Origin of the sequence: Oceanobacillus sp. Castelsardo (assembly GCF_001659985.1) — a bacterium.
Classification (GTDB): Bacteria; Bacillota; Bacilli; order Bacillales; family Amphibacillaceae; genus Oceanobacillus.
This window is the reverse complement of the sequence record NZ_LYCS01000010.1, coordinates 1-23,278: the sequence shown is the minus strand read 5'-3', so window position 1 is coordinate 23,278 and position 23,278 is coordinate 1. Positions and strand designations below refer to the sequence as shown.

The window sequence follows — 23,278 nt, the reverse complement described above, 5'->3', positions numbered from 1 at the left end:
GGTCGAGAGTGCTTCAAATACGTTTGAACTCGACCGAGAGAAAGGCTATCACGGAGGAAAAGATCCAAAATACGGTAGGACTCTACCTAATAGAAGCAGAAATAATGGGAAGGGCTTTTTATCTCGGATTATTACAGCTTAAAAGGCTGGGCGACAAATTGCAATGTACCATGTACTGTGGCAATAGCGCTTCCTGTGCGTAGTGTCCCCAGCTTAATGGAGTTTCATTTAATAAAAGTTAATTAGCTAAAAAGCCATTACCTTTCCCTAGAGTAAGGGTAAGGCAATGGCTACTATTCATTTTTCTCATTTACTGTTTTCAACTAACCCTTCTTCCTCAAGAAATTCTTGTGCTATTTCATTTGCGCTTTTTCCCTCCACTGCTACTAGATAATTCATCTCACGCATCTGTTCATCAGTTATTTTTCCAGCAAGTTGATTGAGAATCTCTTCTAATTCAGGATACTTCTCTAATGTTTCACTTCTAAGTAGGGGAGCACCTTGGTATGGTGGGAATAATTCTTGATCATCCACTAGAACTTTAAGACTATATCTTCTCAATTCACTATCTGTCGAATAAGCATCAATCAAATTGATGTCATTTTGTTCCATAGCTGTATACCTGAGTTTCGGCTCCATTGTCACTAGATTAGGAAATTCAAGATTATATTTTTCCTGAATCCCCAAGTATCCATCTTGCCGATCAGAAAATTCTAAAGTAAAGCCTGCTTTTACTTCATCTTCTACACCGTGTAAATCGGATATCGATTCAAGGTTATGTTTTTCTGCAAATGTTGAAGAAACGGCAAGTGCGTAGGTATTATTAAACTGCATCGGTTTTAAGTAGGTAAGATCTAATTTGTTTAATAATCCATCTCGAGCTTGTTCATATACTCCTTTCTTGTTATTACTTACAGCAGTTTCTTTTAAAAATTGTGTCACAATCGTTCCGGTAAATTCAGGATAAATATCAATTTCCCCCGATTGTAAAGAATTAAATAAAAAAGATGTTTTCCCAAGACCAGGTTCTAGTTTGACTTTTAAATCCGTTTCATCCTCAATTAATAATTTGTACAAATTAATTAGAATCTCGGGTTCTGAACCTAACTTACCTCCAATGACAATGGTATCTTGGTTTCCTTTCAAGACGTTAGGTACAATCGTTATACCGACAGCTAAAATAACGATAACGGCAATGGTTATAAGTGATTTTTTATACGAAAGTTTTTGCATTCTCCGAAGTAATAAATCGAATATAATGGCTAATAGTGCAGCTGGGATAGCACCAAGAATGATTAGAGACGAATTATTCCGGTCGATCCCTAGTAAAATAAGATCACCTAAACCACCGGCACCTATTAATGCTGCAAGGGTAGCCGTACCGATAATTAATACCATTGCTGTACGAATTCCCGCCATAATGACTGGCATTGCAAGAGGTAACTCTACTTTCAACAATCTTTTCGGTGTGTTCATTCCCATGGCCATAGCCGCTTCGATTAAAGAAGGGTTCACTTCTTTTATTCCGGTATATGTATTACGAAGAATGGGAAGTAGGGCATAAATAACAAGTGCAATAATGGCTGGAACTTTTCCAATACCGAATAATGGGATGAATAATCCTAATAAAGCTAACGAAGGAATGGTCTGTAAAACAGCCGTAATTCCTAGAATACTCTCAGCAATACGTGCTTTTTTTGTTAAGTAAATCCCCAATGGAATGGAAATAATGACTGCAAAGAATAATGCTATAAAAGATAGTTGAATATGTTCTACAAGAGCTTGAATCAATTGATTTTGGCGGTTTTGGAGTACATTTATGAAATTAGACATTCTGATTTCCCCCCACCGCTACACTTTCAGATAAATAACGAATTAACATTTGTCTATTAACATAGCCAATCACTTCTCCGTTTCTTTCTATCATAATTAGTTCGTGTTTAGATAAAAGAGTTAAAACTTCTTCGATCGACGCATTAATAGGCAAGCGTGGGGAGGACAGTGGTTTGTTATCATGTATCGGTTCCATCATATCCTCTAAATTGAAACTAGAATTCACCAAGGATGCTCCACTTACAAAATCCCTAACAAAGTCATTCACGGGTTGATGAATCAATTCTTCCGGAGTTCCCAATTGAACGATTTTTCCGTCATTCATCAGACAAATTCTATCTGCTAACTTCATCGCTTCCTTCATGTCATGCGTAACAAATACAATCGTTTTCTTTATCGTCTTTTGTAAATGAATGATATCATTTTGTAATTTTTCCCGACTAAGTGGATCGAGTGCGCTAAAGGGTTCGTCCATTAAAATGATTTCTGGATCAGCTGCAAGGGCGCGAATCACCCCAACTCTTTGTTGTTCTCCTCCAGAAAGTTCACTAGGTTTTCGATATCGATATGTATCCGGGTCAAGCCCCACCATTTCCAATAGTTCCGTAACGCGACGGTGAATTTTATCTTTTTTCCATTTTTTTAATTCCGGAACAATTGCGATATTTTCCTCAATCGTCATATGTGGAAATAATGCAATCTGTTGTAAAACATAACCAATGTCCCAGCGGAGTTCGTGAATATTAAAGTCACTAATTTTCTTTCCGTTGATGAAAATCGTTCCACCTGATAGTGGGATTAATCGATTCATCATTTTTAAGGTAGTCGTTTTGCCGCAACCACTAGGACCAATGAGAACAAAGAATTCTCCCTTGTTAACCGTAAAGCTTATGGAATCTACAGCTCTCGTCCCCTCCTCATAAACTTTACTAACAGTTTCGAATGTAATCATGAAGTATAAACCCTTTCTATTTTCTATTTCTTACTTTTTAACTATATCTCTTTTTTAATAATATTAAACCTATAGATAACGGAGCCATGGGGACAGGTTCCTCGTCCCAATGAGATAAGGGGGATTTTTTTCACAGCGGTTCGGATAGTACCTTGTATAAAAGATAAGGCATTCGCCCAATTTGATAACGAATGCCAAGTTTTCTAACTGTTATTCAAAATAAATAATTCCCGGATTGTTTGTGTTGTACTGTTTAGGGAAGAGAAGCCCTTCCGTATAAGGGGATTTGACGTTCATTTTTATATACATATAGGCGGTTTGTGCGAGAAATAGTTTTGCTCCTTGAATATCGCGATGTCCATTTACAATATCATTCATAACGTTTAAAGATAAAATATTCATTGCTTCTTTATCGCACATCGCCGTGACTTCCCCTTTTGTTCTATCAATGGTGGTGCTACCATCAAATGCAGCAAGATCATCATATAAATGAATTGGAACTCGATAATCAATTGTTTGTTCTAGAAAATCAGGATGTGGGTGAGGAAAGTTATGTGGAATGGTATCTCGGTGGACAATTGTTCGTTTCCACGGTCCATTATTATACCAGATTAACTTGCTTATGGTTGCTTCATTAGGGTTTCCGTATTTTTTTATAATTTTCTTCGCACCTTCTAATGGTTTCCCTTTCCAAGTATTTAAGATCTGATTAACATTCATTTCCATTAAAAATCCTCCATTCCATATACCTAGGATTATTTTATGAATGGGCTCTTGATATGTTACATACCCGCCCATTGTTTCGCCTTTTTCCACGTATATTTCCAAATTCCTTCTTCATAATAAAGAGTGGAAGGAGGGAGTATCATGGCAAAGCGTACAAAGAAAAATGATCCACAGCAAAAAAATAAGCAAGGATTCGATTCTAGTAAACAGGATACAGAATTTTCCAAGGAGTTCGGTAGTGCAAAAGCGAATCAAGCACATAAGGAAAAAGCAAAACAAGCTAGAGCAGATCATTGGGATTTTTAGATAGGGATGAGTATAGTTCACTTTGAAGGAAATAAGAAACAATAAAAATAGTCTAGAGTATCATGCTCTAGGCTATTTTTATGCCTCTTAATATTAGGTTAGAAATGTAGTAATTATAATTGTATATGTACCTAACTATTTAGTGAATTATCTGAAAAAAATATGATACACTGCAAATGTAAGTAAATATACTTTAATTCGATTAGTAGATAAGATGGAATATCGAGGGTATGTCCAGCGTACTATAACATTGGCGCAAGTACTACTACAGAAATTTTAATAATATTGGATCCAGACGGGTGGACTAATAAGTAGATTAGTAGAAATGGTAGAGTAAAATAATGAAAAAATATCTAAAAATGGGGGAATCAAAAAATGAAATTAGTAACATTTCGTATAAATGAGGGATTGAGAGCTGGAGTAATTGTTGATCAATATGTAGTGGATTTAAATAAGGCAGCAGCTTGGACGAATGAAAAGGAAAGTTTGCCTACAGATATGACTGCTATTTTAACAGCGGGAACTCCTGCTCTGGAGGCAATCAAAAGAGTAGTAACCTCCATAAAAAAGGATATAGAAAATGCAGTTACTTCGAAAATTGCAAAACCATTAACAGACGTAAGTTTATTTGCCCCGGTACCCCGCCCGTCCAAGATTATTTGTGTTGGTCTAAATTATAAGGATCATGCGGAGGAAACGGGTCGTCCTTTACCCGAATACCCGTTGTTATTTCCAAAATATGTTAACGTTGTAAATGGGCCGAATGATCCTATTGTTCTTCCTCGTGTATCGAAGGAAGTTGATTTTGAAGCGGAATTAGCGGTAGTTATCGGTCGTAGTGGTCGATATATTTCAGAGGAAAGTGCGCTAGATTATGTAGCGGGTTATACTTGTATCAATGATGTTAGTACGCGTGATTATCAATTCCATTCTCCTCAGTTTGGTCTTGGTAAATCATTCGATACGCACGGTCCAATGGGGCCATGGTTAGTAACAAAAGATGAAATTCCAAATCCTCATACTTTAGGTATTGAACTAAAGCTTGGCGATGAAGTGATGCAAAGTTCTAATACAAAAGAACTTATTTTTACGGTCGAAAAACTAATTTCCTATATTTCGGAAGCAATCACTTTAGAACCAGGTGATATCATCGCAACAGGAACTCCTGGTGGTGTTGGATTGGCAAGGGATCCACAACGATTTTTACAACCTGGGGAAGTAGTGACGGTAAAAATAGAAGGAATCGGTGAAATTGCAAACCCTGTAATTGCTGAAAAGGACATAAAGTGAAGGGAAAGGACTAATAGATCTTTTGAAAATGAAAAGGTGATACCAATCACATAACAACGTAAAAAAAGCAGAGCGTTTCGCGATGGGATACGCTTCTGTTTTTTTTGAATTTATTATAAGTAGATGTATAGTATGCTTAGATAATCTTTTGTTCGTTTAATTAACTAAACAGTGATGAAAGGGAAGATTTACAAACTAGTGGGGGCCTTTATAAAATATGAGTAAATGGAGCTATTTCTTATATTTAACTGCTGTATTATCGATTGTTATTCCGATATTAACAGTTCTGATGACCGATGTTCCATTCAGTTCCATTTTTAGTCATACAGTATTAAGTATAGCTATTATATTGGTTATAATTGGTAAATTAATAACTATATTTCAAAAAAGAAAAGAAATTAAAAGTTTTGTACCAGATGTAGGAGTAGTAATAGGGCTATTTATTGTTTTAATCATAAGTTTAATTTAATATGCTAATACCCTGCTACTGATATATCATGAGCGATTACTGATATCCCGACCACTAGTGCTGATATATCATGAGCGATTGCTGATATCCGCGAAGGAATTCGATTCTAATGATCTAAAGGTAGGGCAACGGATTTGTAACCCGACCGCCTGTACGAGTAGATTGCTGTTTATAGAAAAAAGAGCAGATGATTACAATCCTATCATCTTGCTCTTACCACATTTATTTCTTCACAAAATATTTCTCACCAAGTAATTCCTTTTCTTCATAAGTTCCTAAAGCTAATTCTTTTTCTACAAATGCTGGAAGATTCGTTTTCTCCATGTCATACATAACTTCAATTTCCTTTGCGAAAAGCAATTTCTCTTCTTTAAGTAAATTAGCTAGGGTAGGTTGGTCTTTTGCTCTCGGTTCTTCACCATTTAAAATCTGAGTTAATCCGGCAACATAATATTCAAGTGGTCGGCTACCAACCATTTTAACTCCTTTGTTTTCTTCATTTACCATAATAATGGTAGGAAAACCTCTAGCGCCAAGTTTTGCTGTAAGTGCGAAGTCTTCGTGTAATAATTGCTGTCCCTTTTCGCTTTCTGCATCTGTTACAATAGCTTCTCCATCCAGACCTAGGTTATTTACGATGTCAATTAGGATTGATTCGTCAGAAATGTTTTGATTAAATGCAAAAAGTTTCTCTCTTGCACGACGCAAATATTCATACGCTTTTTCATCACCATGGTTTTGTTGAATGATTTTAAATACACGAGATGAAGGGAACGATGATTGAACAGGGTTGTCAATCATAAGTGATCCATCAATTGGCATACGTGAGTAATCACCAACTTCTCTCCAATGACCCGCAACGTCAGCAGGTCCTGAGATTCCGTTTGCTGGATCTACTGGACCGTCACCCCACTTTTCAAGTAATCCACCCATTACAGTATGGAAGTTAAAATAATGTCCGTATTGGTCTTTAAAACGACGTAGTGTTGGTTCAAGTGCCCAGCAATGAGAACAAATTGGATCGGTTACATAATATAAATCAATGGTTTTCTTTGGGTGATTGAAATCAACTATTTCCAATTCATCCTCACCAGGTACACCACAAACTCCAGTTTCTAAATCACAGATCAGATTATTTCTGTTCGTCATAATTATTTGCATCCCCTTTATATATTTTTGACATTGTTTTTATTTGCTTCATAATCCCATCGTAGTACATAATTAAAATCATCGATACCAATAATTTCTTGGATATGTTGGATATCCAACATATTTATAAAAATGTATAAAAAGTAGGAGGGCGTTTCGAAATGAGTGAAAAAAGAACGGATCCCCGAATTCTACGTACTCGTAAATTTATCATGGACTCTTTTATTGAACTATCAAGTAAGAAAGAGTTTAAAGATATTACTGTCAAAGACATAACGACAGAGGCAATGATTAACCGCGCAACATTTTATTATCATTTTGATGATATTTATGACTTGTTGGAGAAGGTATTATCTGAAGAGTTATTGATTAATTTGGATTGCTCCATTTATGAGAAAAATAAACTAGATGAGGTAGCATTTACCGAAATATTTAAAGCGACAACCAATTTTCAAATGTCCTTATCGAATCGTTGTCATCGGGGGTATGAAGATACTATAGCTCGAATTATTCGGGATCAACTGGAAGTCATCTTTTTCAAAATGTTATTAAATCATCATCCATCTGAAAATGACGAAGCACTTAAGTTGATGGCAACAATGATGAGTTGGGGTATTTACGGTGCTTCTGTGGAATGGAGAAGAACGAATGAAAAAATCCCACCAGAGGAATTTATTAAAACCGTTATTCCCTATTTAAAGAATGCTATTAAAAGCTAGGAGGAATCGTACGTGACTCCTTTTACTCAACATGTAGTTCAAATCATACAAAATATACCTAAGGGGAAGGTTATGACATATGGACAGATAGCAAGGCTTGCGGGAAGTCCAAGGGCCGCACGTCAAGTTGTTCGTGTTCTTCATTCCATGAGTCAAAAATATCATCTTCCCTGGCATCGTATCGTTAATGCAAAAGGGAAAATTGCGATAAAAAGCGATGAATTGTACCATGAGCAACGATTAAACTTAGAAGCGGAAGGGGTAGAGGTAAGCTCGGATGGTATGGTAAATCTTGGAAAGTACCAGTGGCAATGTGAAGAAACAAGGATTTAATGTAAAAACTTAATTGAAAAACCACGAGCACTTCTTGCATTAGGAATTGCCCGTGGTTCATTTTAATGAGGTTATTTCTCCATGAATGGTCCAAACTAAGATACCCAACTTTTATTTAAAATAAGAGACTTTTTTTAAAGCAACACAAATTGGTAGAGCGATTAAAATTCCCAATACATTTTGAAGGAGGTCTCCAGGTATAGAAGCTAAAGGTGTAATCCAATTACCGTAAAGGAACGATTCACCAATGTAATAAACAGCTATCATAAATGGAATAGAAATAATTGTTGCAATTAAATTTAAAGCCAGGCTATTCCCTTTGTGCCCATTTAACCAAGAAATTTTACCAACTATATATCCTTGTAAACCACGAGAGACGATAGTGATAGGCGTCCATAACACCCAGCCTCCAATGATATCAAATAATCCCATTCCTATCGCACCAGCAAGAGCCCCTTTTTTAGGCCCAAATAAAATAGATGAAATAAATAGCATAGCTGTTCCTAGATGAACTAAACCACCATTTGCCGCAATTGGTAGTCTAATATTCAAAAAGACAGTAGAAACAAAAACAAGGGCAATTAACATAGATGTTATAATTAAATCTAAGGTTTTTTGACGTGATTTTAAATAACTTTGTGTATTTTGCATATCTGTAAGCCTTCCTAATCTAGTTTTCTTATAACTTTAGCAAAAATCTGGTCTAATCAAAAGTGCCAATTTAATAAAAAACGTTAGGGTCAGTTTGCGGCAATATAGAGCATACAAGTTTGGGGAGGGGAGGATAGTAACTGCTATTAAAGCGTTGGGATGCTATACTTGTGGTGCTTAAAGCCTTGATGACAACTAAGTTTTCTAATGATAATATGGATAAAGTTTAAGGTAGAAAGTCTTTAAGGAGGTAATTATGAAAAAGGTTGCTGTATTACAGGATTTATCATCTTTTGGAAAATGTTCTTTAACAGCTGCAATTCCGGTTCTTTCAGTAATGGGAGTGCAGGCATGTCCCCTACCAACTGCAATATTAACAGCTCAAACTGGTTATCCAAGTTTCTTTTGTGAAGATTTGACATCTAAAATGAACTATTTCACAGAGGAATGGAGTAAGCTTCATGCAACTTTTGACGGAATCTATACTGGCTTCGTTACTGGTAGTGAGCAAATTAATAATATTTTTCGTTTTTTAGATAAATTTCATACGAAAGAAACTACATTACTAGTTGATCCAGTAATGGGAGATGTAGGAGAAGTTTATAAACTTTTTACCGATGAATTATTGATACAAATGAAAGAATTGGTGAAACGTGCGGAGGTAATTACACCAAATATTACGGAGTGCTGTTTGTTATCGGGATTATCTTATGAAAAACTACATCATTATTCGAATGAATCGGATTATTTGAAAGCGATAGAAGAGGTTGGGAACGTTTTACACCAAGAAACGGGAGCTAAGGTTATCATTACTGGAATAAATCCACCATCAACAGATTCAGATAAGCAGGTTATTGGCAATATGTATTTGAACGGTAATAGAACCTTTTATCGTGCGATGCAGTATAACGGTAAGAGCTATTCCGGTACAGGTGATTTATTTGCATCTGTCATTGTAGGAAGCATGTTGCGTGGAGAAGAAATGGAAAAAGCTGTGCAGCTTGCAGAGGCATTCTTAACAATGGCTATCAATGATTCCTCCTCAGAACAAATACCTGAAGTAGAAGGAGTTAATTTTGAAAAGTATTTGGGGATGTTATTATAAAGGCGAGACGGGGGACAAGCAACTGTCCCTATGTCTCCCTACGAACCCAAGAATACAGCCCCATAAATAAGAGCACCTAGCACAACAAAAGCAGGACTTATCCGTTTAACTTCTAGGAAATAGTAACCGGCAATAATTAATATAATCGTATGAAACATGCCAACATCTATGTATGAATCAAAGAAAAATTCAACTGTCATGACTCCAAGAAGTACCGCAATAGTAGGGCGGATAATTTGGGTTAGTTTTTTAACCCTAGGTGAATCTTTAAATTTAAATAAAATACCTAAAAGGGCTATTAACAGGATTAAGGAAGGGGCAACGGATGCGAAAATACCAATTACAGCTCCTAGAATCCCACCTTGATCATAACCAACGTAAGCAGCCATTTTCGTTGCAATAGGTCCCGGTAAAGCATTACCCAAAGCTACCAATTCACTAAATTCTTGATTTGTAAACCATCCATATTTATCAACTACTTCATGCTGTAAGAGGGGAATGGTTGCGGGACCACCTCCATAGCCAAGAATGTTGGAAATAAAATTGGTATAAAAAATTTGCCAGTACTTAACAATCACGAGTCTCCCTCCTGTTTAGCGCCTCTTCGTTCTTCTTTTGTTGGAAAGAGTAGTGCAAATAAAATTAATGAAACAATAACGATTGCTGGGTGGATACCAACTAACTCTATAATGACTAAGCTAATCCCTGTGTATACAACTGCCATACCCCACCCAAGATTTATTTTAGATTTACGGAAAAAATCCACGGCCAGTACACCTATCATGACACCAGCAATAGGAAGCACTCCTTTAGACATGCCGTGCACCCAAGGCTTATCTTTATATGTATGTAAGGCTGTGAGTAAAAGAATGATCAAAATCGCTGTAGGGGCCACCGTCGCAATGATGCAAACTAACATTCCTAGAAATCCCTTCAGACGCCAACCAATGTAGCCTGACATCTTTGTGTTGATTGGACCAGGTAATGTGTTCGCAAGTGCCAATATATCGGAAAATTCATCATCATCCATCCATTTATATCTTTCTACAACTTCTTTTTGCATAAGAGGGATTGCCGATAAACCCCCACCATAGCCAAGCATACCTGCACGAAAAAAAGCGATGAACAAATCTTTAAGCATGTAGCTTAACATCTCCTTATTACAATTAATATTTTGTATCATTAACTATGATGTATTATTAAAAAGATGTCAATATATTTATAGTTTTCTAATTTAAGTCAATGAAGGAGCATTTCGAATCTAAAAAATGAGTGTTGACAAACTATTAGATTGTGAATATACTAAATTCTATCAACTAGAATTCATCGTGATTGAATATACATTTGCTGTGAAAAGGAATAGTAAAAGAGAACCCTAACGTACAGAAATCCATTCCATGGGCTGAAAGAATGGTCGTTAAATCTTTTTGAAGTCGCCTTGGAGCATTGCTTGTGAAGTGAAAGTAGTAAGCAACGACTGGCCTCGTTAACGGCTACGAGTCTATTAGTAGACTTTTTGAGCCTATTTTTTGCGAAGAAAATAGGGAAGCTGAGTGGTAACGCGAAACGAACGCCTCAGCAGTTTCTCCATCTATTGGAGGAGCTGTTGAGGCTTTTTTAATAAAACAACAATCGAATATAGCAGCTTTGATAAGGAGTAGTAAAAGAGAACCCTAACGTACAGAGATCCGTTCCTAGTTCTGAGAGAATGGTCGTTAAATCTTTTTGAAGTCGCCTTGGAGCATTGTTTGTGAAGTAAAGTAGTAAGCAACGACTGACCCCGTTAACGGTTAAAAGTCTAGCAAATAGACTTATTAAGCCTATTTTCTGTGAGGGAAATAGGGAAAACTGGGTGGTAACGCGATACAGTCGCCTCAGGAAACAAGCCAATTGTGTTTGTTTTCTGAGGCGACTTTTGTTTTGGGGTATATGGAGGAGGAAAATAACATGAAAAAAACTATCGTTATTTTAGCAAATAACAATTCAAATGTACTTATACAAATAACGAAATTACTATATAAGCATCACATAAAATTTGACGATTTTCTTTCCAAAGCAACGGAAAAGCCAGGGGAAATTCAAATTAACATTACTGTCTATGTAGATGATGTAGCATGTAAAAAATTAAGAAGAAGGTTTTCAAATATTCAAGACGTCTCAGATGTAAAAGAAATACTAGAATAATTTTCATTCATCTTAAATGAACATCAGGAGGAATACATTATGAAAATTTCAATGAAAGATACATTTTACACAGGATTAATGTTGTTCGCATTATTTTTTGGAGCGGGGAATCTTATTTTTCCACCATCTTTAGGATTTGAAGCAGGAGAAAACTTTGGATGGGCAATGATTGGATTTTTAATTACATCTGTTGGTTTGCCAATATTGGGTGTTGCTGCTATTGCAAAATCAGGTGATTTATCCACGATAACCAATCGTGTACACCCTATCTTTGCTGTTGGTTTTACCGTGATTACGTACTTATGTCTCGGTCCATTCTTAGTTATTCCACGTGCTGGGACAACTGCTTATGAAATGGGAATTGCGCCATTTATAACAGAAGGATTAACCAATCACTGGTTGCCACTTTTTCTGTGGACAATCATTTATTTCGCCATTGCATTTTGGTTATGTATGAACCCTACAAAGCTTTTTGAACGGATTGGAAAAATTTTGACCCCCATCATTATTGTACTTATCGCATTGATCTTTATTCAAAGTTTAAATCAACCGATTGGGGATTATGGTACACCGTCCGAAACTTATATGAATAATGCTCTTTTTAAAGGGATAACGGATGGATATTCTACAATGGATGCGATGGCCGCACTTTTATTTGGAAGTGTTATTATAAATGCTATCAGAAAAAAGGGGATTACCGATTCAGGAATTCAAACGAAATTAACGATTAAAGCGGGTATGATTGCAGGCTTTTGTTTAGCCATCATTTATGTAATGTTAAGTCATTTAGGTGCTTCAAGCCAATCCTTACTTCAATCAGCTGGTAATGGTGGAGAAATTTTAACAGCAGTGACGAACCATTTATTTGGGAATGTTGGGACATTGATTTTGGGTATTATTTTTATTCTTGCATGTTTAACAACTACAGTTGGATTAATTGCTTCATGTGGTGAATATTTCTCAAAGGTAGTTCCAAAACTTTCTTATTTTAGCTGGACAGCAATCCTGTGTTTAATTAGTATGATACTTGCCAACTTAGGATTAAATCAAATTATTTTATTCTCTTCACCTATATTAACAGCAATCTATCCTTTAACTATTGTTATAATTTTACTATCTTTCTCACATAAATATTTTAAAGGGTACCGCTCCGTTTATATAGGCGCCATAGTGGGTACAGCATTTATTAGTCTTGTAGGTAGTCTAAAGGAAATCGGTTTTCACTTAAATTTTATTATGGATTTATATAGTTATATTCCATTGTACAATATAGGCTTAGGTTGGATTTTCCCAGCTATTATCGGGTCGTTTATCGGTTATCTGTGGGGAGAGAAGAAATTGGATGGTTCTTATTCCGTTTCTCAAGGTAATAATCATTAACTTATTACGTTAGTCCCTCTTATAAAAAAAGCACTAGAAAATGGGAAGCGGAAGGTAATGAATTGATATAGTAAAACAGGTGATTCCTGAATTTGGATTCACCTGTTTTGATTTTGATGGTACTCACGGCCGCTAATCCGTTACTCACACTGCATACTTCATTACTCATGTCTGTTAAATTGTTACACGAATCCTACTCATACCACTCCTCCACTTTCTTATCCGTCGGTAATAAGAAAGTAAGAAACCCAAGTAATGGTAATAAGGAAGCCATAATCATAGTTGTTGTGAGTCCTAATACATCGATAAAGTAACCAAGGGCAACAGATCCGATGGCGCCCATACCAAATGCAAGACCAACAATTAAACCAGACATTGTACCTATTTTTCCTGGAACAAGTTCCTGGGCGTAGACAACCGTTACAGAAAAACTAGACATTAAGAATAATCCAATAGTTGCTAACAGAATCATAGCAAAAACCGGCCCGACATATGGTAATAAAATCGATAAAGGACTGGATGCAATAAGGGAGAATAAAATAACATTTCTTCTACCAAAACGGTCGGCTAGAGGTCCACCAAGAAATGTCCCAACCGCTCCCATTGCTAGAAAAATAAATATGTAGACTTGTGATTTAGCGATAGTTAGATCATAAGAATCAATCGCATAAAATGCATAGAAGTTCGAAATGGCTGCTGCATACCAAGACCGAGCAAAGACAAGAAAAATTAAGACAATAAGGGCACTTTTAATCGCCCTGGATACAGCTTTACTATGTTTTTTGGCTTCTAATTTTTTCTTTTTCGCTTGAATATATTGAATTTGTCCGCGGTACCATTTTGCAATATAAGTTAAAAATACAACAGCTAAACCAGCAATTAAAGTAAACCATGCCGCTCCAATTTGTCCGAGTGGAACGAGAATTAATGCTGTTATAATAGGTGCCAATGCTTGCCCAGAATTTCCCCCAACCTGGAAAATCGATTGAGCAAGCCCTCTTTTATTCCCTGCTGCAAGATAAACAACACGAGAGCCTTCAGGATGAAAAACCGCGGATCCTAATCCGATAAAAACAACACTCACTAAAACAAGCCAGAAGTTTGGTGCTAATGCTAAACCAAGCATTCCTACCATGCTACTAGTTAATCCAATTGGTAGTGCGAAGGGTAAAGGCTTTTTATCTGTAAATGTACCGACTAAAGGTTGCATGACAGAAGAAATCATATTTAATGTGAAAGCAATTAGTCCAAGCTGCGTGAACGATAGTCCCATTGATTTTTCTAAAATAGGAAACATAGCCGGAATTACTGCTTGAAGAGAATCATTTAATAAGTGACAAGCTCCGATGATGAATAGAATTCGATAAAGAGTTTGGTTTTCATCATATGTCATGCTAGCGTTCTTTTGTATTGCTTTTTCCATTCAAATCCTTCTTTCCAATTTACATTTTTAACGTGAAATGGATGGAAGACTTACTTCATAAATAAATTGATAATGATGATAAAAATACCGTAATCTGATGTTTCACGTTATATAGCTATTCTACATAGGATAATTAATTTTTCAATACTTCTGAACGGATTATGATTAATTTAAAATGTATTGTATAAAAGTAGACCGTGTTGGATATGGATCCAACACGGTTTGTATACTGATATCTGTATTATAATTATTAATCTAAATTGTCTAGGCCCCAATCCATTTGCAGAAGTTCTTTAAGCATGTTTATTTTTTCTGTTCCTATTTTATCGGAAATTTTTTTTTGGACTGTTTTCTTAAGTTGTTCATTCTTCTCGTAGCATTCTTCTCCCAATGTTGTTAATCGAATTGATTTTACCTTTTTGTTGTCTTCTACATCATTAATTTCAACTAATCCTTTAGCTTCTAACTTTTTGATTAATTTATGTGTTGCTTGTCTAGATATATCCACACTTTTAGATACATGTGCGATAGTTGGTTGTCTTTTATATATCCTTGCCATAATAAACCATTCTGAATTAGATAATTGGATGTTACTATTGTCGTTCCATAACTCTTCAATTATCCTTCGAAGTTGGTGATGACGCTCACTTAGAGAATCAATTAAATCTAGTTTGTTAAATTCTGTTTCCATGAATTTCACCCCACTACTTTTCTGACGCCCAATATTTTACAAAAGTGAACATAGATTGTCAACTACATTGACGGTTTTGTTGTTTTGTATTATAATTAAATTGTAAACTTAGTTGACGATAATATAATTAGGGAGCTAATGTGATGTTTAAAATTGGGGAAATGGTCATTTATTCAGTCCATGGAGTATGTGTCATTGATGATATTTGTGAAAGAACTTTTCGTGGAGAAACAAAATCTTATTATGTCATGCATCCAAAAAATGATTCGAGTCTCATTATTAATGTCCCTGTTGATAACGAAAAAGTTTCCATGCTAAAAACGTTGGAGAAAGAGGAAGCGAAAGAGCTTTTACAAACATTCAATGAACCGGGCATTAGTTGGGTTCAGGATGTAAGATTACGTTATAAAAAATATTCTAAATTAATACAATCAGGTAATCGGTCGGACATTTGTAATGTTGTAAATACATTAATGCGCAAACAAAATGATGCCGAAAAAGAGAATAAAAAACTTTCTGTTCAAGATCTAAAGCTTTTAGAGAACATACAAGACATATTGTTTAATGATTTAGCATTAGCACTCGATACAACACCTGAAAAAATATCTAAAAAAGTTCACCAAATCATTCAATAGGGGAGAAAGGTGGATTTATTGACCTTTCTCCACATTTGTTCAAATCCTAATCCTCATAATCCTATCCAAAAGTTCCGATTTAAAGTTTAAATCATCAAATTTGCTATTACGTTGGAAAATCCATAGTTGCACTTATGAAACTTTCACTTCACTATATAATTTTCCGTATTAAGGGTAAATTAATATAGATTAAGGTAGTGAGGTGAAATAACAAGTTATGGTAAATAAACTATTCTTCGTATTACTTATTATTGGACTACCACTTTCCGTCGCAGGCACCCTCATGCATTGGCCAACTGTACTTATGTTTATTATTTACTGTTTAACCATCATTACATTGGCGGGGTATATGGGTAGGGCAACTGAAAGCTTAGCTATTGTTATGGGACCTAGAATTGGTGGTCTGCTAAATGCTACATTTGGTAATGCGGTCGAACTGATAATCTCGATATTCTCATTAAAAGCTGGTTTAATCGGAATTGTACTAGCTTCTTTAACTGGTTCTATATTAGGAAACTTGTTACTGGTGGCAGGCTTGTCCTTTTTTGTAGGTGGAATTAAATTTAAACGGCAGCCTTTTAATGTACATGATGCAAGGAATAATGCGGCGTTATTGATTTTCGCTATAGTGGTTGCATTTGTTATTCCGGAAGTTTTTTCTACCACTATGACTGCAGGGGAAACGATGAATCTGAGTGTGGCTATCTCGATTATATTAATTTTCTTATATTTAGCTACTTTATTCTTTAAACTTTTCACACATCGTGGAGTTTATCCGTCCGGTGGAGAAGGAGAACCGACTACACATGAGGAAGAGCCAGAGTGGGGGAAAGGGAAAGCTGTTATTATTCTTGCTCTTGCTACTTTAGCTGTTGCTTATGTGTCGGAAAATTTAGTTCATACCTTTTCAGAAGTAGGAGAAACATTTGGATGGACGGAGTTATTCATAGGAGTCATCATTGTAGCCATTGTCGGTAATGCGGCAGAACATGCATCGGCTGTTATTATGGCTTATAAGAATAAAATGGATGTTGCAGTCGAAATTGCTGTAGGATCTACTTTACAGGTTGCGATGTTTGTTGCTCCTGTTTTAGTATTACTCTCACTTTTATTTGAGACTTCCATGCCACTAGTATTTACTTGGCCTGAATTAATTAGTATGGTAACAGCGGTATTACTTACAATAATGATTTCTATTGATGGGGAATCCAATTGGTTTGAAGGACTGGCACTATTAGCTGCCTATTTAATTATGGGAGTTGGCTTCTACCTTCTTTAAAAGAAAAACCCGAACAGCTATAACTGTTCGGGTTTTTACATTTTATTCTTCTTTTATATAAGAATAATCACTAATATCAATTGGTTTCCATTGTTCGTTCGGTGTGTAGAAACGTAATAGATCACCATACATAACTTTATCAGATAACTCTAATTCATGAAGTACCGTTTCTTTTAGTTTAAGCATTTCTTCTGTAGGTTCCTCGATAATTTCTTTTGTTTCATTATCGTAATATGCTCCGTTTAAATAAGTGAATTCTTCTGTAACAAAATTCCCTTTACGGAACGGTACATAATCTTTGTGGTCCTCGGAAAACATATCTGTACCCATTAAAATATAATCTTGTGCATCAATGCCTAGAATATGCAGCATAGTTGGTACAACATCCATTTGTCCGCTATATTCATGATTAATTCCCTGGCCATCTACTCCAGGAATCCGAATCATAAATGGTACACGCTGTAATTCGGAATATTTAAGTGGCGTAATTTCTTCACCAAGAAGCTCTTCCATCGCTTTATTATGATTATCTGAAATACCATAATGGTCGCCATAAATCATAATAATAGAGTCTTCATATAAACCAGCTTCTTTTAAATCTGTAAAGAATTGTTCTAATGATTCATCCAAATAGCGGGCGGTTTGGAAATAGTTGTTTACCGTGTTGCTACTAGTTTCCGCGCGTTCAATGGTTGCTTCCTCTTCATTAATAGTAAAGGGATGATGATGCGTTAATGTCATCATATGTGCATAAAATGGTTGTTCCAATTCTTCTAGATATTTCATGGATTCTTCAAAGAATGGCTTGTCTTTTAATCCATAGTTGATAACCTTATCCGCACTCATATCATAATAATCTTCATGATAAAATTTATCGATACCAAAGTGTTTATAAATTTCATCACGGTTCCAGAATGATTTACCATCACCATGGAAGATTGCGCTAGTATATCCTTGGCGTTGACCAATGATTGCCGGGTAAGCTTGGTACGTATTATCACCTTTCACAACAAAAGCAGATCCTTGTGGTAAACCATAAAGCGAATTATCCATAATTAATTCTGCATCGGCTGTTTTCCCTTGCTCTGTTTGATGGAAGAAGTTATCGAAATACGTGAAATCTTGATTTTCATCATGTACTAAAGAGTTGATAAATGGTGTAACTTCTTCACCGTGTAATTTAAAGTCGATAAGGAAGGATTGGAAAGATTCTAAATGAATCTTAATAATATTTTTCCCTTCTCCTACACCAAAGTAAGCAGGGTTTGGTTCAGCATATTTAGTTTTTGTGTAGTTTTCAACAACAGTAATATCGTCACTATCTGCTAAAACACGTTGTGTAGATGTGTTCGCACTTTGAACCGTGTCATAGGCAATGAAATTGTATAGACCTAAATATTTTACTAAATAGTTACGGTCAAAAGCTCTTTCTAACAATTGTGGTCTATCGGCTTCTGCTAAACCTAGATTAATAGTAAATACGAAGACTCCCATTGCTAGAATGATAAAAGGTTTACGGATTTTAATACGTGTATCAGACCAGTTACCTTTGAACTTGTTATATAAAACTATTAAAACGACTATATCAATTACATAGAGAAGGTCATGCCATTGCATTAAATCAATAATACTACTACCTAAGCTACCAAAGTTATTAGTTTGCATCATCGTAGCTAATGTTATAAAGTCACTATTAAAACGGTAGAACACGATGTTTGCGTAAAGAATGAGGCCAAGCAAAATATGCATATAGATTAGGCGTCTACCAAATTTTCGTCCTCTAGAAAATAGAGTAATTCCCAATAGAATTAAACCTGAACTTAAAGGATTTAAGAATAATAGAAATTCCTGGATAGAACCCTTCACACCTAAATCAAATTCCATTTTATAAATTAAATATGTCTTTAACCAAAATAGAACTAATACAATTGCGAAGAACCCCATCTTCGTAGAAATTAGTTTCTTCACTTAATATTCACCTCGTATGGTTTCTGGGTTATTTTTAGCTTTTATACAAAGTATTTAATACTTACAAAGGCTAATTATAACACATGGTTTAGGGATTGGGAAATGGGAAGTTATGGTTGATATTGTCGAAAAAGGACAATCATTTTACATGTTATTTTTCCACTTTCCTACCTACTAAAAAAAAAGACAGGACCAGCGTTCCAGCGAATGTTAGGACGCTGGACTGACTCCCCGTGTCTCCGTAATGTAAATTTAATAAACTTCCTATATCATTTTTGCCAAAAATGAATTATAATTTATAAATTGTTGTGTAAAAGTAAAGGGAGGGGAACGATATACAAAAGATAAGTTATAATCGAAAAACGATTGTCGCATTGTTGCTTGCTGGGGCATTTATCTCCATTTTAAATCAAACGTTAATGATTACTGCAATACCTCCTATAATGGAGGAAATGGGAATTACGGCAAACACTGGTCAGTGGCTTACGACGGTGTTTATGCTTGTCAATGGTATTATGATTCCCATCAGTGCATTTTTATTAGAAAGATTTACCACGAGACAATTGTTTATTACAGCAATGAGTGTTTTTGCTTTAGGTACATTAATTTCTGGTATTGCGCCTAATTTCTCCGTTTTGTTAATAGGACGGGTAATACAATCTGCAGGAGCAGGGGTTATGCTACCACTTATGCAGACAGTATTTCTATTGATCTTCCCAGTACATAAACGTGGATCAGCTATGGGTTTAATTGGTCTAGTTATCTCATTTGCGCCTGCACTTGGTCCTGCTATTTCTGGATGGGTGACGGAGCATTATTCTTGGAGGGTATTATTCTTTATCATCCTACCAATTGCCATTATAGATATTATCATTGCCTTTTTCGCAATGAAGAATGTAACGGAATTAAAGAAACCGAAATTAGATATTCCATCTGTTATTTTATCCTCTTTTGGATTTGGAGGGTTGCTTTATGGATTTACTTCAGCTGGGAATTATGGTTGGGGAGCAAGTTTAACCATTATTTCTCTCACTATTGGAGTTGTTTCGCTTCTTTCCTTTATATTAAGACAGTTAAGACTACAGCATCCAATGTTAGAATTCCGAGTTTTTACGTATTCCATTTTTCCACTAGCTGTTGCTATTGGGATGATTACATTTATGGGATTAATCGGTACAGAAACACTTATCCCACTTTATATGCAAAATATGCGTGAATTCACAGCTTTTGAAGCGGGACTTGCGTTGTTGCCAGGTGCATTGATTTCTGGTTTTATGTCTCCTATTACAGGTAGGATCTTTGATAGATATGGTGCCCGTAAGCTAGCGCTAGTTGGTTTACTAATTATTGCTGTCTCATCTATCCCGTTTACTAGATTAGACACGGAAACATCACTTGCTTTCATGACAATCATGTATAGTATTAGAATGCTAGGACTATCCATGGTGATGATGCCAATTTCAACAGCGGCATTAAACCAATTACCTAAACGACTAATACCTCACGGAGCAGCGATGGATAATACAATGAGACAGGTAGGTGCTTCTGTTGGAACAGCTATTCTTGTTACCGTGATGACAACCACAGGGGAAACAGCAGCACGAGCAGAAATTCCTAATCCAGATATTTATGGAGTGAATATCGCGTTTATCGTGGTAGCAGTCCTTGCCTTTGTTGGACTAGTGATCTCCTTTTTCGTGAGAGATAGTAAAGTATCTCAAGAAGAAGTGGAGAAAAGGGATTTAGAGAGATTAAGGGAAAAAGAACAAGGTAAACAGAAAATTTATCAAAAAGCTTAAGTATTGTAGCCCAATATTCGAATACGAATATTGGGCTATTAATATTAGCTAAGCTACTAAGGTGACGATTCCGATATTCTAAAGTATAATTCTATTAATATCTTAATTGGACGGTGAAATGGGATGAAGCAAATAACAGTTGAAGACTTAGTTGATAAGTTTCAATTGAAAGTACTTGCAGGAGAGAATCGATTGCAAAATATGATTACACAATCACGAGTGCATCGACCTGGCTTGGAATTTGTTGGACATTTTGATTTTTTTCCAACAGAAAGAGTTCAGATTTTGGGGAGAAAAGAGGTTACTTATTTACATAAATTAAGTAAAGAAGAACGGAAAATCCGAATTGGAAATATCGTTCATTACCATCCACCATGCTTTATCGTTACTAGTGGGGAGGAAGGGTTGACCTATTTAACGCATCATTGTGTAGAAGAGGGGATTCCGTTATTGGTAACAAAACGTCCTGAAATAACTTCAGAGTTTGTCCAAAAATTAGATGCTTATTTAATAAAGGAATTGGCTAAGGAAATAGCGTTGCATGGGGTTTGTATGAATGTTTCAGGAATTGGAGTTTTAATCCGAGGAAATTCTGGAGTTGGAAAAAGTGAAACAGCACATACATTAATTCGCCGGGGTCATCGTTTAGTAGCGGACGATATCGTCGTGTTAAAAAAACTTAGTCCACGAACAATTCTAGGCACGCATGATGAAAAAACGAAGGAGTTTCTAGCATTACGAAGTATTGGATTAATGAATGTGGTGCGAATGTATGGACGGAGGGCTTTCCAAGATGAGACACGAATAACACTGGACATTCATTTGACGAAATGGGAGAAAGATGCCTTATATAATGAGTTGGAACAGGAGATTAGTTACACAGACTATATGGGTGTAAAAATTCCTTCTATGGAAATTCAGCTTCAACCTGGACGTGATGTAGCTGGACTGATTGAAGCAGCTGCTAATAATTGGTATTTGAAACAACAAGGGTATAATGCAGCAGAAGAGTTTTATAGTAGAATTGAAGCGGATCTGGAGAAATCTACAACAGATTAATCTAATCGAGAAACATCATCGAATAACATCAAGGGCACCGGCCGTAAAACTTGCCACCGCCATGTATTATTAAAGGGAGTAGACAACTTTGGAAACTTACTTAGTCTTTAAGGTTTTAAACAATAATGTCATTATTGCACTGAATGACGAGAAGGAAGAAGTTATATTAATTGGGAAAGGTATTGGTTTTAATAAGAAGAAAAATGATCTTATTAAGGAAGATACGGTAGAAAAACTATTTGTGTTACGAAATAAATTAGAGCAGGAGAACTATTTAAAATTACTGCCTAACCTATCTGAATCCACACTTGGAGCTATCATTACGGCAACAGAAATGATTAAACGTAAATCAAATGTCCTACTAAAAGAAAAGGTCCATGTTGCTTTAACTGATCATATACTATTTGCGATTACACGTCTGAATCGTGGTATGGGAATAAAGAATCCATTTCTAACGGAAACGAAGGTATTATATCCTTTTGAATATGAAATTGCAGCAGAGGTTGTCGATCACATTAACCATTCACTTGATATTTATTTACCTGAAAGTGAAATCGGTTTTATAGCTTTACACGTTCATAGTGCGATAACCGATACATCATTATCTGAACTAAATACGTATTCTAATTTACTATCTCAATTAGTTAACACGATTGAGGAACAGTTAGATGTTAAAATGGACCGTGAAGGCATTGACTATTTTCGTATCGTTAGACATATACGTTACACGATTGAACGAGTGTTAAAAGGTGAAAAATCGGAGGAGCCAATGAAATTAGCTGCCCTCTTGAAAAATGAATATCCAGTGTGTTATAATCTTTCGTGGAAACTTATTAAGATTATACAGCAAACCTTAAAAAAACCTGTATACGATGCAGAAGCTGTTTATTTAACTATGCATCTGCAGCGTTTACTTTTAAAAAAGGATTCATAATTATACGTGTAACTGATTCGATCAGGCATGAGTAGAGATTATGAAAATGAAGAGATTGGGTAAAACTAACCCTATCCTTTATTTTCACATACTCTATTCATGCCTTTTTTGTTTTCTAGGAAATTATAAAATTTGTATGGCTGTGGATAACTTAGATATCGAAATAGCCACGTCCGGCTCCAGCGCCCAGTGACTAGTAGACTTCCTTCACCTCCGTACGATAAAGAAGACTTGCCAATTGGTGAAACCAGAGGGCTTAGTCGCACTTATACCCTTGTGGTGAAAGTCAACATCGGTTCAAACTTAAGGAAGGTCGACTAAAACCGGCCTTTGCGGCCAACGTCGACATACCCCTATGAAGGGGCATGTTTCCTTTATCTCCTACGGCGGGGG

General features: G+C 35.8%; 23 protein-coding genes and 2 other annotated features. Of the genes, 13 read left to right on the top strand and 10 right to left on the bottom strand.

The features are described from left to right. Positions 1 to 306: 306 nt before the first annotated feature. From A9178_RS14905 to A9178_RS14895, 3 genes are all read right to left on the bottom strand, one after another. The gene (locus tag A9178_RS14905) at positions 307 to 1,833 is read right to left on the bottom strand and encodes an ABC transporter permease/substrate-binding protein (RefSeq protein WP_068676700.1); all 1,527 of its coding nucleotides are present in this window, start codon (positions 1,831 to 1,833) and stop codon (positions 307 to 309) included. Then, a complete protein-coding gene (locus tag A9178_RS14900) occupies positions 1,826 to 2,785 on the bottom strand; it encodes an ABC transporter ATP-binding protein (protein ID WP_068676698.1) in 960 nt (319 codons plus the stop codon). The genes A9178_RS14905 and A9178_RS14900 overlap by 8 nt, the downstream gene beginning before the upstream one ends. Positions 2,786 to 2,995: 210 nt before the next feature. Beyond that, entirely contained in the window at positions 2,996 to 3,511 is a 516-nt protein-coding gene (locus A9178_RS14895) for a hypothetical protein (RefSeq protein ID WP_068676863.1), read from the bottom strand. A gap of 141 nt (positions 3,512 to 3,652) precedes the next feature. Between A9178_RS14895 and A9178_RS19225 the strand changes: the two genes are divergently transcribed. The 3 genes from A9178_RS19225 to A9178_RS14885 all read left to right on the top strand — a co-directional run bounded on the left by A9178_RS19225 (position 3,653) and on the right by A9178_RS14885 (position 5,576). Next, the gene (locus A9178_RS19225; protein ID WP_197482205.1) at positions 3,653 to 3,817 is read left to right on the top strand and encodes a hypothetical protein; all 165 of its coding nucleotides are present in this window, start codon (positions 3,653 to 3,655) and stop codon (positions 3,815 to 3,817) included. Positions 3,818 to 4,192: 375 nt separating this feature from the next. Continuing rightward, the gene (locus tag A9178_RS14890; RefSeq protein WP_068676696.1) at positions 4,193 to 5,107 is read left to right on the top strand and encodes a fumarylacetoacetate hydrolase family protein; all 915 of its coding nucleotides are present in this window, start codon (positions 4,193 to 4,195) and stop codon (positions 5,105 to 5,107) included. Positions 5,108 to 5,324: 217 nt separating this feature from the next. After that, positions 5,325 to 5,576 carry a histidine kinase gene (locus tag A9178_RS14885; RefSeq protein WP_068676694.1) on the top strand — a complete coding sequence of 84 codons (252 nt, stop codon included), beginning with the start codon at positions 5,325 to 5,327 and terminating at the stop codon, positions 5,574 to 5,576. Positions 5,577 to 5,798: 222 nt separating this feature from the next. Here A9178_RS14885 and A9178_RS14880 read toward each other — a convergent pair whose 3' ends face one another. Next, the gene (locus A9178_RS14880; protein ID WP_068676692.1) at positions 5,799 to 6,725 is read right to left on the bottom strand and encodes a DsbA family protein; all 927 of its coding nucleotides are present in this window, start codon (positions 6,723 to 6,725) and stop codon (positions 5,799 to 5,801) included. Positions 6,726 to 6,886: 161 nt separating this feature from the next. On the opposite strand from A9178_RS14880, the gene A9178_RS14875 reads away from it, so the two are divergent. Both A9178_RS14875 and A9178_RS14870 read left to right on the top strand, forming a co-directional pair. Then, positions 6,887 to 7,444 carry a TetR/AcrR family transcriptional regulator gene (locus A9178_RS14875; RefSeq protein ID WP_068676690.1) on the top strand — a complete coding sequence of 186 codons (558 nt, stop codon included), beginning with the start codon at positions 6,887 to 6,889 and terminating at the stop codon, positions 7,442 to 7,444. 12 nt (positions 7,445 to 7,456) lie between these two features. Then, complete coding sequence (locus tag A9178_RS14870) at positions 7,457 to 7,777, top strand: MGMT family protein (RefSeq protein ID WP_068676688.1); 321 nt, start codon at positions 7,457 to 7,459, stop codon at positions 7,775 to 7,777. A 111-nt stretch (positions 7,778 to 7,888) separates the two neighbouring features. Here A9178_RS14870 and A9178_RS14865 read toward each other — a convergent pair whose 3' ends face one another. Next, complete coding sequence (locus A9178_RS14865; RefSeq protein WP_068676686.1) at positions 7,889 to 8,428, bottom strand: ECF transporter S component; 540 nt, start codon at positions 8,426 to 8,428, stop codon at positions 7,889 to 7,891. Between the two features lie 256 nt (positions 8,429 to 8,684). Here A9178_RS14865 and A9178_RS14860 point away from each other — a divergent pair, with 256 nt between their 5' ends. Continuing rightward, positions 8,685 to 9,533: a pyridoxamine kinase gene (locus A9178_RS14860; protein ID WP_068676684.1), complete on the top strand. Its 849-nt coding sequence runs from the start codon at positions 8,685 to 8,687 to the stop codon at positions 9,531 to 9,533. 38 nt (positions 9,534 to 9,571) lie between these two features. On the opposite strand, the gene A9178_RS14855 is transcribed toward A9178_RS14860, so the two are convergent. Together A9178_RS14855 and A9178_RS14850 are read right to left on the bottom strand one after the other, a co-directional pair. Then, entirely contained in the window at positions 9,572 to 10,108 is a 537-nt protein-coding gene (locus tag A9178_RS14855) for a chromate transporter (protein ID WP_068676862.1), read from the bottom strand. Next, positions 10,108 to 10,674 (bottom strand): chromate transporter, encoded by a 567-nt coding sequence (locus tag A9178_RS14850; protein ID WP_068676682.1) that lies wholly within the window; start codon positions 10,672 to 10,674, stop codon positions 10,108 to 10,110. Before A9178_RS14850 ends, A9178_RS14855 begins: the two co-directional genes overlap by 1 nt. Before the next feature lie 199 nt (positions 10,675 to 10,873). Then, positions 10,874 to 11,114, top strand: a binding site (T-box leader). Positions 11,115 to 11,171: 57 nt separating this feature from the next. Beyond that, positions 11,172 to 11,413 (top strand) — a binding site (T-box leader). A gap of 67 nt (positions 11,414 to 11,480) precedes the next feature. Between A9178_RS14850 and A9178_RS14845 the strand changes: the two genes are divergently transcribed. Then, positions 11,481 to 11,717: an ACT domain-containing protein gene (locus A9178_RS14845; RefSeq protein ID WP_068676680.1), complete on the top strand. Its 237-nt coding sequence runs from the start codon at positions 11,481 to 11,483 to the stop codon at positions 11,715 to 11,717. Between the two features lie 36 nt (positions 11,718 to 11,753). After that, on the top strand, positions 11,754 to 13,097 hold the full coding sequence (gene brnQ, locus A9178_RS14840) for a branched-chain amino acid transport system II carrier protein (protein ID WP_197482206.1): 1,344 nt from the start codon (positions 11,754 to 11,756) through the stop codon (positions 13,095 to 13,097). A gap of 193 nt (positions 13,098 to 13,290) precedes the next feature. Here the strand turns inward: brnQ and A9178_RS14835 are convergent, their stop codons facing one another. Together A9178_RS14835 and A9178_RS14830 are read right to left on the bottom strand one after the other, a co-directional pair. Next, positions 13,291 to 14,520, bottom strand: a complete 1,230-nt coding sequence (locus A9178_RS14835; protein ID WP_068676676.1) for an MFS transporter — start codon at positions 14,518 to 14,520, stop codon at positions 13,291 to 13,293. Positions 14,521 to 14,770: 250 nt separating this feature from the next. Further along, positions 14,771 to 15,211, bottom strand: a complete 441-nt coding sequence (locus tag A9178_RS14830) for a MarR family winged helix-turn-helix transcriptional regulator (protein WP_068676674.1) — start codon at positions 15,209 to 15,211, stop codon at positions 14,771 to 14,773. Positions 15,212 to 15,354: 143 nt separating this feature from the next. On the opposite strand from A9178_RS14830, the gene A9178_RS14825 reads away from it, so the two are divergent. Together A9178_RS14825 and cax are read left to right on the top strand one after the other, a co-directional pair. Continuing rightward, positions 15,355 to 15,846 (top strand): CarD family transcriptional regulator, encoded by a 492-nt coding sequence (locus A9178_RS14825; protein ID WP_068676672.1) that lies wholly within the window; start codon positions 15,355 to 15,357, stop codon positions 15,844 to 15,846. Positions 15,847 to 16,063: 217 nt separating this feature from the next. Next, positions 16,064 to 17,125 (top strand): calcium/proton exchanger, encoded by a 1,062-nt coding sequence (cax, locus tag A9178_RS14820; protein WP_068676670.1) that lies wholly within the window; start codon positions 16,064 to 16,066, stop codon positions 17,123 to 17,125. Positions 17,126 to 17,167: 42 nt separating this feature from the next. On the opposite strand, the gene ltaS is transcribed toward cax, so the two are convergent. Then, positions 17,168 to 19,093, bottom strand: coding sequence for a lipoteichoic acid synthase (gene ltaS, locus A9178_RS14815; protein ID WP_068676668.1), 1,926 nt, complete (start codon positions 19,091 to 19,093; stop codon positions 17,168 to 17,170). 335 nt (positions 19,094 to 19,428) lie between these two features. Between ltaS and A9178_RS14810 the strand changes: the two genes are divergently transcribed. The 3 genes from A9178_RS14810 to glcT all read left to right on the top strand — a co-directional run bounded on the left by A9178_RS14810 (position 19,429) and on the right by glcT (position 22,885). Further along, complete coding sequence (locus tag A9178_RS14810) at positions 19,429 to 20,892, top strand: MDR family MFS transporter (protein ID WP_068676666.1); 1,464 nt, start codon at positions 19,429 to 19,431, stop codon at positions 20,890 to 20,892. Positions 20,893 to 21,015: 123 nt separating this feature from the next. Further along, positions 21,016 to 21,951, top strand: a complete 936-nt coding sequence (gene hprK / locus A9178_RS14805) for an HPr(Ser) kinase/phosphatase (protein ID WP_068676664.1) — start codon at positions 21,016 to 21,018, stop codon at positions 21,949 to 21,951. 88 nt (positions 21,952 to 22,039) lie between these two features. Beyond that, positions 22,040 to 22,885 (top strand): glucose PTS transporter transcription antiterminator GlcT, encoded by an 846-nt coding sequence (gene glcT / locus A9178_RS14800; protein WP_068676662.1) that lies wholly within the window; start codon positions 22,040 to 22,042, stop codon positions 22,883 to 22,885. Positions 22,886 to 23,278 lie beyond the last annotated feature (393 nt).